Below are 15347 nucleotides of genomic sequence, written 5' to 3' on the forward strand. Positions count from 1 at the left end.
GGTCAGCTGGTTTCAGGTGTGGTCTTGCCGCCCCGCATCGCCCGACGGCGGGACATGGCGTCAGAACGCATCTGCGCACGCTCGGCCGACTCCGCTGCGGTGGCCGTCTTATCCTCCGGTCGGTCGTCCAGATGCCTGGCCAGCGCGGACAGCGTCGGGAAGCGGAAGATGTCGGTGATGCTCAGTCTGGTCGAGCCCAGGGCCTGCTTGATCTCTCGATGGGCCTGCACCGCCAGCAGCGAGTGCCCGCCCAGGGCAAAGAAGTTGTCTTTGGCGCCCACCTGCGGTACGCCGAGCACACGCGCCCAGATCTCGGAGATCTTCTGCTCGATTTCGTTTTCGGGCGCCACGAACACTTCGTTCTTCGCGCGCTGCGGGCTGGCGCTGGGCGCGGGCAGGGCCTTGCGGTCCACCTTTCGGTTGGGTGTGAGCGGAAACTCGTCGATGGTGACGAAGTGCGCGGGCACCATGTGCTCGGGCAACTGACCCGCGATCGCCTCGCGCAGCGTGTCGGTCTGCAGCCCGGGGTCGGTCCGCAGGTACGCCACCAGCCGCACGTCGCCCGGGTTGTCTTCGCGCGCCGCCACCACGGCCTGGCGCACGCCGGGCTGTTGCTCCAGCACGGCTTCGATTTCGCCGAGTTCGATGCGGTAGCCGCGGATCTTGACCTGGAAGTCGGCGCGCCCGAGGAAGTCGATGCGGCCGTCGGCTCGCCAGCGCGCCAGGTCACCGGTGCGGTACATGCGGGCGCCGGCGGGGGCGGCGCATTCGGGGCGCACGAAGGGGTCAGCGGGGAAGCGTTCGGCGGTGAGGTCGTCGCGCTGCCAGTAGCCGCGCGTGACGCCGTCGCCGCCGATGTAGAGCTCGCCAGGCACGCCCACAGGCACGGGCTGACGGTTTTCGTCGAGCACGTACATCTGGGTGTTGGCGATGGGTCGACCGATGTTGATCACCGCTTCGCCCGCGCTGGCGGTTTCGGTGGACGACCAGATGGTGGTTTCTGTGGGGCCGTACATGTTTTCGATGACCGCCTTGCTGACCTGGCCCAGTTCGGCCACCAGGGTGCCGGGCAGCGCCTCGCCACCGATCATCAGCAGTTCCACCTGCCCCAGCGCTGCGCGCGCCTCGTCGTTCATGGCAATCATGCGCGCCATGCTCGGGGTGCACTGCAGGTGGGTCACGCGGTGGCGCTGGATCTGCGCGGCAATGGAAAAGTCGTCCTCGGCCACCGTGGTGGGCTGGTTGGTGCGGCGCAAGACCTCAGCCAGCGGCTCGAGGCTTTGCAGCACCTGCTCGGTGGCAATGCCGTAGTCGATCAGGCAGGCCACTTCGCCCACGCCGATGCGCTTGAGTTCCTCGACCCGGGCCACGCAGTCGTCCACCGTGCCGAACAGGCCGGAGTCCTCGAAGTAACGCAGGAACGCGAAGTCGAGGATGGCGTCCATCTCCTCGTCGTTGAGCGAGCGGAGGTCAAGGTCGAACGGGTTGTTCACGCCCGCCGGCTTCTTGAAGGCCGGGAAAGCCCAGGCGTATTGCTTGATCAGGCCTGCGGCACTGCGCAGGTAGTCCTTCATGGGGTCGCGCGCCACGGTGCGGGCCTGCTCGCGGTCGCTGGCCACGTAGGTGTGGAGCATGAGCGTGACGGTGAAGTTCGCCGGGTCGTGGCCTGCGTCGCGCAGGGCCTGGTGGTAGATCTTGATCTTGCCGCCCACTTCCGCCACGGTCTGGCCCAGCAGGTGGGTCAGCACGTTGGCGCCGACGGCACCGGCTTCCTTCCAGGTCTCGGGGTTGCCCGCCGTGGTGACCCACACCTTCAGTTCCTTGGAGACCGGGCGTGGCTGGGTGATGACGTTGAAGGGCTCGCCGCTGGCGGTGGGGAAGGGCACCGCTTCGCCGCGCCAGAGCTTGCGCAGCTGCTCGATGGTCTCGAACATCGCCTTCTTGTTGTGGGGCGGCGTGTTCTGGGGACGCAGCACGAAGTCGTCCGGCTGCCAGCCGGAGGCAATGGCCAGGGCTGCGCGTCCATTCGTGAGGTTGTCGATGACCGCCCATTCCTCGGCAATGCGCGCCGGGTGGTGCAGCGGTCCCACGCAACTGCCTGCGCGAACGCCGATGTTCTGCGTCACCGCTGCCACGGCGGCGCCGGTCACCGAAGGGTTCGGGTAGGGACCGCCGAAGGCATGGAAGTGGCGCTCGGGCGTCCAGACTGCACAGAAGCCGTTCCTGTCCGCGAACTTCGCACCTTCGAGCAGCAACTCGTATTTCCTGGGTCCTGCGCCGTCGTCGTTGCCCCAGTAGTACAGGCTGAAGTCCATCTTCTGCGCCGACACCGGAGCGCGCCCGTTGGAGACGAGCGCGCGGTTCTCGTCGCTGGAGAGCACCAGCTTGAAGCCGCGCGCCAGCGTGTAGAACAGTTCCAGCACCGAGATGTCGAAGGACAGGCTGGTGACCGCCAGCCACACGCCGGGCGGATCGTGGCGGATGCGGTCGTCCATGCCACGGAAGAAATTGGCCACGTTGCGGTGCTCCACCATCACGCCCTTGGGCCGTCCCGTGGAGCCCGAGGTGTAGATCATGTAGGCGATGTCGGCGGGCTGCACGCCGCTGTCCGGGTTGGTGTCGGGCTGGGCGGCGATCTGCGCGTCCTGGTCGATCACCAGCACTTGTGCCTTGTGGGCCGGCAGGCTCGCCACCAGACCCGATTGCGCCACGATCACCGGCGCACCGCTGTCTTCGATGTACAGCGCCACGCGGTCGGCGGGATAGGCCGGGTCCAGCGGCACATAGGCGCCACCGGCCTTCTGGATGGCCAGCGCACCGATCAACAGTTCCAGTGAGCGCGGCGTGTACAGGCCCACCAGCGTGCCCGGCTTCACACCCATGCCATGCAGACGATGGGCCACGCGGTTGGCGCGGGCATTGAGCTCTGCATAGCTCAGGGCGGTGCCTTCGAACACCACGGCAGTGGCCTGCGGCGTGCGCGCGACCTGCGCTTCGAAGAACTGGTGCACGCAGGTGTTGCGTTCGTACTCGCAACGGGTGTCGTTCCAGCCGTAGAGCACCTGATCTCGCTCGGCCGCCGACATGATGGGCAGACGGCCCAGGCTTGTTGCATCGGCAGACGCGTCGCCCAGCGCATCCAGCACCCATTGAAGGCGCTGAGCGAGCGTGGTGGCGGCATCGTCCGGGAGACGGGTGGCGTCGTGCCAGAGCGTGAGTCCGCCCGTGGGGTTGCACTCCGCCGTGACCACGCTGCCTTCGATGGGGCCGGCTGCGAGCGAGAGGCCGACTTGCGGCACCGACAGACCCTTGATGGCGGGGTCGCGCAGCACGAGATCCAGTGCAAAGGCCGGATGGCGACGTGCCTGCTCCAGAACGGCCGAGAAGGTCGCGCTGAATTCGGCGAACGGCGTGTCGCCCGAGGCGGCCAGGCGCAGTGGCACCCAGGTGGACAGGTAGCCCGCCGCCTGCGGCGCGGCGGGGTCGCGCAAGGCGAGATCAAAGGCGGCTTTGCCGCTCACGCGGGCGACCCAGGCAGCCACCGCAGCCAGCAGGCGGTCGCCTGCCAGCGATGCAGGCACCTTCAGGTTGGCCTCGCGCCAGGTGGCCGGGCCCTGGGCTGCCGCGGCCGAGGGCAGGTCGATGGCTTCCGGAGCCAGCAGGCAGCGCCTCCAGGTCGCTTCGCCAGCGACCACGCGGGCCATGGCATCGGTGAGGAGTCGGGCTGCGGCCGGGTCCAGCAAGGGCAGGCGTGCGCCGGCTCGTGTGACGGTGGATGGGCAGACCGGTTGTCCCTGCAGGTTGCGCAGGCCGGTCAGGCGCACCGGCACGGTGGCGGTGCCCACCACCAGGCCTGCCGGTGTGGCTTCCAGCACTTGACCCGGCGCCGCGCTGCCTGCGGCCGGCTCAGCCACTGCACCGGTGACCAGCAGCACGCTGCCATCGATGTCCACCTTGGGGCAGGTCAGCGGGTTCCAGTAGGTGCTGTGGTCCAGCGCGCACACCAATGCCACCAGGGCGGCGGCGGGCTGGGCGAAGTCGAGCCGGGCGGCGGCGGCAGGGCGGTCCAGGCGGGCGTGGTAGCTGCGCTCGCTCAGGTCCTGCGGTGTGCGCCGAAGGCCGGGGCCCCGGAGGTCGGCCAGCAGTTCGACAAAGCTCTCCATGGCCGCTTCGTAGCAGCGCGTGTTCAGCGTGAGCGCGGTTTCGTTGGGCGCCATGTCGAACAGCTTCTGCTTGACGATGTCGCCTTCGTCGATGCCCCCTTCAATGAGGTGCCACGTCACGCCGTGCTGGCGTTCCTGCTCGAGGATCGCCCACACCGGCGCGTTCAGGCCAGCGTGGCGCGGCAGCGGGCCGTCGTGGAAGTTGATGGCTCCCTGGGTGGCCCGGTCCAGCACAGCCTGGGGAATCACCGACAGGTTGGCGATGCTGAACAGCCAGTCGAAGCTCACACCCGCCAGCCGCTCCGACAGCCCGTCGCCCGGCGCTTCCACGCGCAGGCCACGGCTGGTCGCCCACGCGCGGATGTCCGCGTTGCGGGTCACCACCGCGTGGATCCGGTCACCGCCCTTGAGCAGCTGTTCTGCGCACTGGATCAGGAGGGACTCGTTGCCCATCACCACACAGGAAAAATTGCTCATGGATCGCTCCGTCAATAGGGGGACAGGTTCAGCTCGGGCGCCCGCCCACCAGCCGGCGCTGCCACAGGCTGCGCAGTGCGTGGGACACGAGGTCGCTCAGGAAACGTTCGGGCGCTCCGTCCCGCTTCTTGCCAAAGAGCTGCCGGGTCAGCAGGACCAGCGATCCAGCGACATAGGCCAGCGTGGCCACGGCGGCATAGACCACGCCGTGGTTCTTGATGAAGTACCACAGGCGCGAGTCGAACCAGTAACCCGGCATGCGCTTCCAGGTCCGCATGCCGGTGGAGACCGAGCCGATGTGCATGACCCGGCTCTGCGGGAGATAGATCGCCGTCCAGCCGGCCCTTTTCGCGCGCAGGCACAGGTCCGTCTCCTCGAAATACAGGAAGAAGCGCTCATCGAAGCCGCCGGTTTCGTCCAGCACCTGCTGGCGGACCATCAGGCTGGCGCCCGCCATCCAGTCCACCTCGAGCGCGTCCATGGGCTCGGGCATGTGCACGATGTAGCGCTTGAGCAGGAATGAGATGGGGCCTGTGGCGGCGGCGCTTTCGAACTCGCTGAACGGGGTGGGAAAGCGGAAGGCCGAGCGGTGGTAGACACCATCTTCACCGTGGATACGGCTGCCCGCGAAACCGACCCTCGGGTGACGCTCCATGTGCTCGAGCAGCACCCGGATGCAGCCCGGTTCGGGAAAGGCATCGGAATTGAGGATGTAGACGTAGTCGGGCGCAGACCCGTCGGGCAGGCCCTGGCGGATGCCGTGGTTGTTGCCTGCGCCGTAGCCGCCGTTGCGCCCCGACTGCAGCACGCGCACGCGGTCCCAGCCGCGTTCCTTCACGCCCTGCTGCAGTTTCTCGAACGAACCGTCGCGCGAATCGTTGTCGACCACCGTGATGGCACCGGCGATGCCTTCCATTTCGCGCAACGCCGCTTCCACGGCGCGCAATGTCAGGTCGGGCGTGCGGTAGTTGAGCACCACGGTAAGCACTTGGGATTCTCGGGAGGGGTTCACACAGTCTTTCCTGATTTCTGGGCCGCTTCGATGCATTCCTTCATGAGGCTGGCCATCACGCGCACATTGGGTTCGAGCACCATGGAATCGTGATTGCCGGGCACTTCGAGCACTTGCAGGGCAGGGATGTAACGCGTCCAGTCGTTGTCGGCAAATACGTACTCGCGACCAGAGCTGACCCAGCGGCCCCCGGCGACCTTCCAGTGCCGATCAAGCGGCGGCCTGAACAGGACGGCGGGACCATGCCAGGCCTGCAAGCGGTAGCGCGGCAACGCGCCGAGGAAGGCAGCCTGGATGGCTTCGTTGTTCAACTGGTGAGTCTGCGGTGCCATGGGCGGTGCATGGCGGTTGCGCCACCGGTTGAGCTCCCAGCGCGCCCGCCGGCTTGCCCACTCGACGACAAAACCCAGACCGCCGCGCCGAAGTTCGGTCATCTTCATGATGGCCCGGTCGGCACTGTTCAGCAGAGGTCGCATCGGCAGCGGCGTGTCCAGCAGCACGAGCAGGTCGACTTTTTCGCCCGCGGCCTCCAGTTGCCGCGCAATTTCATAGGCCGTGATGCCACCGCCCGAAAACCCGCCCAGCAGGTACGGGCCATGCGGCTGGACCTGTCGCATTTCCGCGATGTAGTCGGCCGCGGCCTCCTCGAAGGTTTCGTGCGGTGCCTGATCGCCGTAGAGGCCGCGGGCCTGCAGGCCATAGAAGGGACGGTCGGTTCCGAGCAGGCGCGCCAGGTGCCGCAGGTTCAGTACGTTGCCGAACATGCCGGCCACCAGGAAGAACGGCGTGCGTTCACCGCCCTCGCCATCGTGCATGGGCACGAGGTGGATGAAACGGCGCTTGGGTGGGGGTGCTGCGCTGCCGGCGCTGGACGACGCGGGATCCGAAGAGCCGCTGTCGCCGATGCGTTCCCGGATCATGGCGGCACACAGTGCGATGGTGGGCGCCTCGAACAGCACCGAAATCGGAAACTCCACGCGGTAGGCCTTCTTCACCATGGCAAACAGGCGCACCGCAATCAGCGAGTGACCGCCGAGGTCGAAGAAGCTGTCTTCCACGCCCACCTGGTTCACGCCCAGGAGTTCCTCCCAGAAACCCACCAGTGTGCGTTCGACGTCGTTGCGCGGTTCCACGTAGGCGCTGTCCAGGTCGGGACGCTGGAATTTCTGGCCCGAGCCCGCATCCGCGGCCACGGTCTGGCCGGCCTGTCGAACCAGGGCGTCCAGGTTCATCGACGACACCACCACCTGGGGCAGGCCGGTGGCCAGCGCGCGGCCAAAGGCATCTGCGCCTTCGGGAGGCAGGATGCCTTGAGAGATGTTGTATTGCAGTTGCTCTTCGGCCGGGGAAAGCTTGTTGTGCGCCTCAGCGCTGACGGCGTCGTCGAACACCAGTTCCCGCGCATCCAGTCGGCTGGTGGAGGCGGCGAACCCGCCTTCTTCCAGGCGCTTGATGGAGAAGCCCAGCACCTCCACGCACACCTCGCCCTGGGCATTGCACAGGCTGACGTCGAACTCCGCAAAAGGCGCGTCGGCGCGGTTGTCCCTGGCGTTGCGCACCCAGCTCCAGACCGTGGCGGGCAAGGGGCGGTGCACGCGCACCTCGCGGTAGGACACCGGCACCCAGAGGTGGTCGGGTGCGTAGCCGGCGATGAGTTGCATGGCCCAGCCGGTGGCCAGATCCAGCAGGGCGGGATGCATCAGGTAGCCCTCGTCGAGGTCCCTGTGAAACTCCGTGGGAAGTTCAAGGCGGGCAATGCCTTCGCTCTCGCCATAGGCCACCGATTGCAGCACGCGCCAGCGCGGCCCGAAATTCAGGTGTTGCTCCTGCGGCGAGCGCAGGCCGGCGGGATCCGCCGCGTGATGCAGCGGGCAGCGCGCCATCACGGCCTGGATGTCGACATCGGGTGCCTCTGGCAGCGCACCGGGCACCAGCGTGGCCTGCGCGTTGAGCTGGAAGCCCTGGCGGCCCTCGAACACCACGTCGCTGCGAACTTCCAGCGCATAGCCTGCGTCGCTGCGCGCCAGCGTCACCCGCACCGCGCGGGCGATGTCGTCCGAAACTTGCAGCGGGCGGAAGAAGTACAGATCATGAATGGCGAATGGGCCGTTCTCGCCGTTGCCGCGCAGGGCCTGGGCGGCCAGCTCGAGGTAGCCGGTGCCGGGCAGCAGCGCCTGGCCCGAAGACGTGCGGTGGCCGTCCAGGATCCACTGGTCGCGGGTGCGCCACTGGGCGGTAAAGAGGCGATGACCTGCGGCGTCGAAGGTGGTTTCGTCCAGCAGGGGCCGGTCGGCGGGATGCCGGGGCGCGGGAGCATTCCCGCCCAGGCGGGTGGCCAGCGCCTTGGCGGCCATACCCACTTCGTTCCAGATCCCCCAGTCGATGGCCAGCACGCGGGTGTGGCCCCCGGCGCGGCTGTGCGCGTAGGCATTGAGGTATTCGTTGGCGGCCACGTAGTCCACCTGTCCGGCGGGCGCGGTGACCGTGCTGGTCGAGGAGAACAGCACCATCAGGTCGACGCTGCCATCGGGAAAGAGTTCGTGCAGGATCTGCACACCATGCACTTTGGGTGCAAACACTTCCTCGACCGCGCCGGAGGTCTTGGTCATCAGGGGGCCGTCGTCCACCACGCCCGCGGCGTGCACGACCAGGTGGATGCGCCCAAACCGGTGGCGGGCCTGCTCGACGGCGGCCTGCATGTCCTGCACGTTGCACACGTCGGCGGCCACCACCATCACCTCGGCGCCCAACGCCTCAAGTCTGCGCACCGCCTGGATGCGCTGTGCCTGGGCCGTGGGCGTGCCGGTGCTGCGCAACACAGCGTCCCAGGTGTCGGGGGAGGGCAGGGCTTGTCGGGCCAGCAGCACCAGCCGCGCGCTGTTCTCGCGGGCCAGGCGCTCCGCCACGGTCAGGCCAATGCCGCCCAGACCGCCGGTGATGAAACACACCGCGCGCTCGGGCAAGTCGGGCAACTGCCCGGTTTCGGGCATGGCCAGGGGCGCGAAGCCCAGTTCGAATCGCTTGTCGCCGCGCAAGGCCGCCACGCGGTTGCCGGTCTTCGCAAACAACTCTTCGAGCACGCGCTCGGTCAGGGCGTTCAGCGCCTGGGGCTGCGGCCGGGCTCGCCAGCCTTTGTCCTGGGCCGGCAAAGTCAGGTCCAGCACGCTGCACGTGAGGCCGGGCAACTCGCGCGGGGCCACGCGGGCCGGGCCCATGAGGGTGGCCTTTTCGGGGTAGGGCAGGGCCTCGCCGCGCACCCGCGACGCGCCGGTGCTCAGCACGGTAAGGTGCAGTGGCTTGGGCAGGTTCTCCTCGGCAATGGCCTGTGCCAGGAAGAGCAGGCTGAAGAAGCCTTGTTCGATGTTGCGGTGGAAGAAACTGCTGCCGGGGCGGAAGCGCTCTTCCCGCGTCACCAGCCAGGCGTGCACGATGTGCTGGGGCGGCTGGCCGGTGGCCATGAGTTCGCGCACCAGATCGTCGTAGCCTTCGCGGCCCCGCTCGGGTGCCAGCAGGTACTCGTTTTCGCTCACGCGGGCAAACACGTCGCCCGCGCGCACCAGCGTGACGCGGTGACCTGCGCCGCGCAGGCGCTGGACCAGCGCATCGGCCAGGCCGCTCTCGTCCATGAACACCAGCCAGCTCTGCGGGGGCGTGCTGGCGAGGTCCTCGGTCACGTCGAAGTCGACGTCTGCCTGACGCGGCCGCCAGCGCGGCTGGTAGCCCCACTGGGCCACATCGTCGGTGCGAACCAGTTGCGCCGGCTCGGGCGTGCTCTGGCGGGCCTGGCCCGGCTCGATGAAATACGGCTTGCGCTGGAAAGCGTAGGTCGGCAGGGGGACGCGGCGGCGGCGCGCCTCGCCCCAGATGGGCTCCCAGTCGACCTTGACGCCGGTGGCCCAGAGTCGCCCCAGTGTCCCGAGGAACCACACGTCGTCGGCAATGGCGTGCTCGGCGTGGCGAAGCGAATTGATCACCTGACCCGAAGTCACGCCGTTGGCCTGGGCCAGCGAACCCAGCGCCTTGCCGGGGCCGACTTCAAGGAACACGCGGCCGGTTTCCTTCATCAACGCGGCCATGCACTCGGCAAACTGCACGGTGTTGCGAAGGTGGGCGACCCAGTACATGGGGTCGGTGGCCTGGGCAGCGCTCAGGGGCTTCCCGTCCTTGTTGGAGTGAATGGGCAACCGGGGCGCCTGCAGCGGGATGCTGCGCAGATAGGCCTCGAAGCGACCCAGGATGGGTTCGAGCATGCGCGAGTGCGCGGCGATGTCGATCGGAACGCGCTGGGGCTCGATCTCGCGAGCGCGCAGATCGGCTTCGAGCGCGTCGAGCGCGTGCTGCGGTCCCGAGACCACACAGAGTTCAGGCGCGTTCACGCTCGCCATGTCGAGTTCGCTGCCCAGAAGGCCACGCACCTCGGCGGCGGGCAGCGGCACGCTGAGCATCCCGCCCACAGGCACCGTATCGAACAACTGACCGCGCAGCAGCACCAGGCCAATGCAGTCCTCGAAGCTCATCACACCGGCCACGCAGGCGGCCGTGTTTTCGCCCATGCTGTGGCCCACCAGCGCCGCGGGCTTGACGCCCCACGACATCCACAGCTGCGCCAGCGCGTACTCCACGATCATGATCAGCGGCAACTGCACGGAAGGCCGCTTGAGCTTCTCCACCGCCTCGGCCTGGCGCTCGGCGTCGGGCAGCCAGAGGGCGCGAATGTCGTAATCCAACTGGCGCTGCAGGATCTCGAGCCCGCGGTCCATCCAGTCCTGGAAGATCGGTTCGGTGGCGTAGAGCTCGCGCGCCATGCCTGCATACTGGGCGCCACCGCCCGGGAACATGAACACCACCTCGGGGTCTTCGCCCAGGTGGCTGTGGGAGAAAACCCGGCGCGTGTCGGTGCCCTCCAGCAGGGTGGCAGCCTCCTCGTGTGTCGCAGCCACCAGGACGCGCCGGTGCTCGAAGGCGCGGCGGCCCTCCTTGAGCGTGAAGGCCACATCGACCAGAGGCTGCTCCGGGTGGGCCCGCAGGTGAGCCGCCAGCGCTTTGGCGTTGGCATCCACCGCAGCCCGCGAGCGGCCCGACACCACGAGCAACTGGAACGGCCAGTCAGACGGTTCGGAGTGCCCTGCGGCAGGCGCTTCCTCGAGCACGGCGTGGGCATTGGTGCCGCCCACCCCCAGCGAATTGACGCCCGCCCGCCGTGGTCCTTTGTGGGACACCCAGGCACTCAGCGTGTGGTTCACCCGGAACGGGCTGGTGTCGAAATCGATCGAAGGGTTGGGCTGCTCGTAACCCAGGCTGGGCGGAATCTCCTGGTGCTTGAGCGCCAGCGCCACCTTGATCAGGCTGGCCACGCCCGCCGCGGTATCGGTGTGGCCAATGTTGGTTTTCACCGAACCGATGCGGCAGAAACCGGTGTCCTGCGTGGTTTCGCGGAACGCCTGCGTCAGCGCGGCCACTTCAATGGGATCACCCAGGTAGGTGCCGGTGCCATGGCACTCCACGTAGTCGATGGTGTCGGCCTGAACGCCCGCCACCGCCTGCGCCTCGGCAATGGCCTTGGCCTGGCCGTCCACGCTGGGCGCCAGGTAGCCAGCCTTTGCCGCACCGTCGTTGTTGACGGCCGTGCCCTTGATGACGGCCCAGATGTGATCGCCATCGCGCAGCGCGTCGTCCAGTCGGCGCAACACCACCACGCCCGCGCCGGAGCCGAACACCGTGCCCTGGGCGCGGTGGTCGAAGGCGTGGCAATGGCCATCGGGCGAGAGGATTTCGCCCTCCTGGAAGATGTAGCCGCGCGCGTGCGGCAGTTCGATGGTGACGCCACCCGCCAGCGCCATGTCGCATTCGCCGCTCAGCAGCGCCTGGCTGGCGTAGTGCACCGCCACCAGCGACGTCGAACAGGCCGTCTGGATGTTGACGCTGGGACCCTTGAGGTCAAAGATGTGGCTGACCCGGGTGGAGAGGAAATCCTTGTCGTTGCCGGTGTGGCGCAACAGGAACATGCCGGTGTTCGCCACCAGGTCAGGGTTGGAGCAGATGTTGAAATAGAAATAGCTGCCCATGCCGCAACCGGCATACACGGCGATGGCACCGGGAAAGTTCTCGGGCGGATGGCCCGCGCTTTCGAGCGCCTCCCACGCCACTTCCAGAAACTGGCGGTGCTGCGGGTCCATGATGGCCGCTTCCTTCGGGCTGAAGCCGAAGAAATCCGCGTCGAACTGTTCGAACCCGTCCAGCACGGCCGCTGCTGGCACGTAGTTCCGGTGCCGCATGCGTTCGGGTGTTTCTCCGGCGGCGAGGAGTTCGGTGTCGGTGAGTCGGCGAATGGACTCAATGCCCTGGCGCAGATTGGACCAGTAGGCTGCTGCGTTGGATGCACCCGGCAGGTGGGCTGCCATACCCACGATGGCGATGTCGTTCGATGCGTCTGATCGCATAGTCACACTGTTCTCGCAGGTACGTTCGCCCGATAAATACCCCCCATGGGTAAGTAATTATCACTCGACAGTTTGTAACAACAGTGTGTGCTCAGTCACGCTTTCGGTGAATCCGAGGGCGTGGAAAACGAACTGTCCCCAAATTGACTATTGCCGGACTGGCTGTTCTTGAAATTGACGTCGCCGAGCACGCCGTATTGGCTGCGGTCGTTCAACACCTCATCCACCAGGTGCACATCAATCAGCCGCGCTTCAGCCGCAAAACCATAAACCAGCGCGGTGTCGCAGAGGATGTTGATGCTGCGCGGGATGCCATGCGCCGCCTTGGCGATCTTGGACGTCGCCAGCGGGGTGAAGAGCTGCCGCTCCCGTCCCGCCACCTTCAAGCGGTGATCGATGTAGTCGCCGACCTCGACCGAGTTCAACGGTGAAATGTAGAAATCCGCTGCCACGCGCTGGGCAAACTGCTGCAGTTCCGGGCGCTGGAGGAGTGTGCGCAACTGCGGTTGTCCGACCAGCACCACCTGCAGGAGCTGGTCCTTGTCGGCATTGATGTTGGAGAGCATGCGCAGCGATTCCATGGCCGCGGGATTGACGTTCTGGGCTTCATCCACGATGAGCACCACCCTGCGGTTCTGGCTGTATTCGCTGATGAGGAAGCGCTGGAAGGCGTCGTAGCGCGCCACTGGCGACTGAGCATCGTAGGGCTGACCAAACGCCAACATGATCCATTCGGTGAGATCGGCGAGGTCGGGGTGGGTGTTGGTGACCAGACCCACCTTCACATCGCCGCCGAGTTCATTGAGCAACCGGCGAATCAGCGTGGTCTTGCCGCAGCCGATGTCGCCACAGATCACCGTGAAGCCCGCCCGGTTGTGGAGGGCGTACTGCAGCATGGTGTACGCCAGCGAGTGGCGCTTGCCCATGTAGAGGAAGTCGGGATCGGGCTGGATGGAGAAGGGTTTCTCTTTCAAGCCATAGAAGGATTCGTACATGTTCTGTGTGGTGGTGAATGCCGCCGATTCGGCGGGGAGCGGTCCCGGCCCACATGTTGGGATGACGAGCAACGACAGAGTTCCTGTCGACGTGCGAGAAGTCGCAACATCGGGCGATCAAGCCCATTGGTTCGCCGATTCAGTCGGGACATTATCGACTACGATGCCGCAGGAATGGTCGCGTGTGGCAGCGTCAGATCGAATCGAATGGACTTATGACCGATGTATGTGAAATATGTGGACTGCCAGTCTCCCGCGGCGATCTCGGCAGCCATGTGCAGGAAGTCACGGACCGCGCCAGCCGCGGTCAAGGCGCGTGGCTGCTGACGCTCAATACCGAAATGCTGGCCCGCGGTGTGCGGGACCCTGGCTACTGGAACCTGATCAAGAAGGCGGACATCATCACCGCGGACGGCATGCCGCTGGTCTGGGCGTCCGGTTTCAAGCGCAAGGGCGCACCCATTGACGGTCGCACCACGGGGGTTGACCTGGTCGATGCGTTGCTGCGCTCCAGCGTCGTACCTCGGTTTGCCGTCATTGGCGGCCAGAGTCCCCTGGTCACCATCGATCAATACGGCGCGAAAGCTCGCGAAGCCTGCACCTTTGTGTTTGACGGCAAGGTCGATCTCTCCGAAGGGCAGTTGCAGATGTTCTGCGACGAGCTGAATCGGAGCCAGGCGCAGGTCGTCTTCATTGCACTGGGTGTGCCCAAGCAGGATCAACTGGCGCTTGAGCTGCGCCGGCGCCTGCCGCACCTGGTATTGACCGGCATCGGTGGCACTTTTGAAATCCTGGGTCCACAGGGCAGCCGCGCCCCGGGCTGGATGCAGAAGGGCGGGCTGGAATGGCTGTACCGCCTCGGCCACGAGCCGGGCCGGCTCTGGCGGCGTTACCTCATCAACTACCCGCGCGGCATCTGGTTCCTGCTCAAGGACTGCCTGGTGGCAAGCAAGTAAGCCGATGAAGAGACCACGCGCACTCCTGATTGCCGAGGCGGCGAATCCTGAATGGTTCAGTGTCCCGCTGATCGGATGGTCGCTGTCCACCGCCATTGCGAAGGAGACCGATGCCCACATCGTGACCCAGATCCGCAACCGGGACGCTTTCGTGAGGGCCGGATTGAAGGAGGGCGTGGACTTCACGGCCATCGATTCGGAGGCCGTGGGCAGGCGACTCTGGAAACTGGTGAACCTGGTGCGCGGCGGCCAAGGCATTGGCTGGACCACCGAAACAGCGCTTGCCAGCGTGATGTACCCGTATTTCGAGCGGTTGGTCTGGAAGCAGTTCGGGGACCGGATTCGCGCGGGGGAGTTCGACGTCGTACACCGCATCACGCCGCTGACACCCACGGCGCCCAGTTCGCTGGCCCGGCGCTGTGCCAGGGCAGGCGTGCCCTTTGTGCTGGGGCCGCTCAATGGGGGCGTGCCGTGGCCCGCAGAGTTCGACCGCGAGCGTCGCCGGGAGAAGGAGTGGCTCTCTTATGTGCGTACGGCTTACCGGTACATGCCGGGAATCCGCCAGACCTACCGCCATGCGGCCAAGGTGTTGGTGGGCTCGCGCTTCACGCTCGGCGACCTGCCGGCCAGGTACCGGGACAAGTACATCTACATGCCGGAGAACGGGATCGACCCCGCGCGCTTCTGGCAGACCGTCCAGCACCGCTCTGATGGACCATTGCGCGCGGCTTTTGTGGGACGGCTGGTCCCTTACAAAGGTGCGGACATGCTGCTGGAGGCGGCACGCGAACTGCTGCAAAAGGGAACGCTGACCATCGACATCGTGGGCGACGGCCCCATGATGGAGGAGTTGCGGGCCACTGTCCTCGAGCATGGACTCGGGTCTGCGGTGACCTTGCATGGTTGGGTGCCGAACGAGAAGGTACAGGACATCTTGTGCCAGTGCGACATCCTGGCGTTTCCGAGTATTCGCGAGTTCGGGGGGGGCGTTGTGCTGGAGGCCATGGCGCTGGGTGTCGTACCGGTCGTAGTCGACTATGCAGGTCCAGGAGAACTGGTCACCTCGGACACCGGATTCAAGGTGCCAATTGGCACGCGCGCCGACATTGTTTCAGGCTTTCGGGCGGTGCTCGCTCGCCTGACGACTTCGCGCGCCGAGGTTTACAACCGCTCGGAGACGGCTCGCCTGCATGTGCAGAACGAGTTCATCTGGCCTGTGAAGGCCAGGCAGGTGGTTTCGCTGTATGCCCGTCTCTGCAACGTGATGCCGCTGAAGGATTCGCCCATTGCGCAGTAGCGGCCTG

Annotated in this window: 6 protein-coding genes; 2 read left to right on the forward strand and 4 right to left on the reverse strand. The window is 66.4% G+C overall.

What is annotated here, in order from left to right; all coding sequences use genetic code 11:
- Positions 1-2: 2 nt before the first annotated feature.
- The 4 genes from ACTIEY_RS09700 to ACTIEY_RS09715 form a co-directional block, all read right to left on the reverse strand.
- Positions 3-4640 carry a MupA/Atu3671 family FMN-dependent luciferase-like monooxygenase gene (locus ACTIEY_RS09700; protein WP_439518897.1) on the reverse strand — a complete coding sequence of 1546 codons (4638 nt, stop codon included), beginning with the start codon at positions 4638-4640 and terminating at the stop codon, positions 3-5.
- 28 nt (positions 4641-4668) lie between these two features.
- A complete protein-coding gene (locus tag ACTIEY_RS09705) occupies positions 4669-5652 on the reverse strand; it encodes a glycosyltransferase family 2 protein (RefSeq protein WP_439518898.1) in 984 nt (327 codons plus the stop codon).
- Positions 5649-12092, reverse strand: a complete 6444-nt coding sequence (locus tag ACTIEY_RS09710; RefSeq protein ID WP_439519436.1) for a type I polyketide synthase — start codon at positions 12090-12092, stop codon at positions 5649-5651. Before ACTIEY_RS09710 ends, ACTIEY_RS09705 begins: the two co-directional genes overlap by 4 nt.
- 95 nt (positions 12093-12187) lie before the next feature.
- Positions 12188-13087, reverse strand: coding sequence for an ExeA family protein (locus tag ACTIEY_RS09715; RefSeq protein ID WP_439518899.1), 900 nt, complete (start codon positions 13085-13087; stop codon positions 12188-12190).
- A 215-nt stretch (positions 13088-13302) separates the two neighbouring features.
- Between ACTIEY_RS09715 and ACTIEY_RS09720 the strand changes: the two genes are divergently transcribed.
- Together ACTIEY_RS09720 and ACTIEY_RS09725 are read left to right on the forward strand one after the other, a co-directional pair.
- On the forward strand, positions 13303-14043 hold the full coding sequence (locus ACTIEY_RS09720; protein WP_439518900.1) for a WecB/TagA/CpsF family glycosyltransferase: 741 nt from the start codon (positions 13303-13305) through the stop codon (positions 14041-14043).
- A gap of 4 nt (positions 14044-14047) precedes the next feature.
- A complete protein-coding gene (locus ACTIEY_RS09725) occupies positions 14048-15340 on the forward strand; it encodes a glycosyltransferase family 4 protein (RefSeq protein ID WP_439518901.1) in 1293 nt (430 codons plus the stop codon).
- Positions 15341-15347: the final 7 nt, after the last annotated feature.

This window comes from Hydrogenophaga sp., assembly GCF_051858985.1.
In the GTDB taxonomy this organism is placed as follows: domain Bacteria; phylum Pseudomonadota; class Gammaproteobacteria; order Burkholderiales; family Burkholderiaceae_C; genus Hydrogenophaga.

What these genes read in the sequence shown, in the direction of transcription:
- ACTIEY_RS09710 (WP_439519436.1), bottom strand. Translation starts at nt 12,092, where the DNA reads ATGCGATCAGACGCATCGAACGACATCGCCATCGTGGGTATGGCAGCC.
- ACTIEY_RS09700 (WP_439518897.1), bottom strand. Translation starts at nt 4,640, where the DNA reads ATGAGCAATTTTTCCTGTGTGGTGATGGGCAACGAGTCCCTCCTGATC.
- ACTIEY_RS09715 (WP_439518899.1), bottom strand. Translation starts at nt 13,087, where the DNA reads ATGTACGAATCCTTCTATGGCTTGAAAGAGAAACCCTTCTCCATCCAG.
- ACTIEY_RS09725 (WP_439518901.1), top strand. Translation starts at nt 14,048, where the DNA reads ATGAAGAGACCACGCGCACTCCTGATTGCCGAGGCGGCGAATCCTGAA.
- ACTIEY_RS09720 (WP_439518900.1), top strand. Translation starts at nt 13,303, where the DNA reads ATGACCGATGTATGTGAAATATGTGGACTGCCAGTCTCCCGCGGCGAT.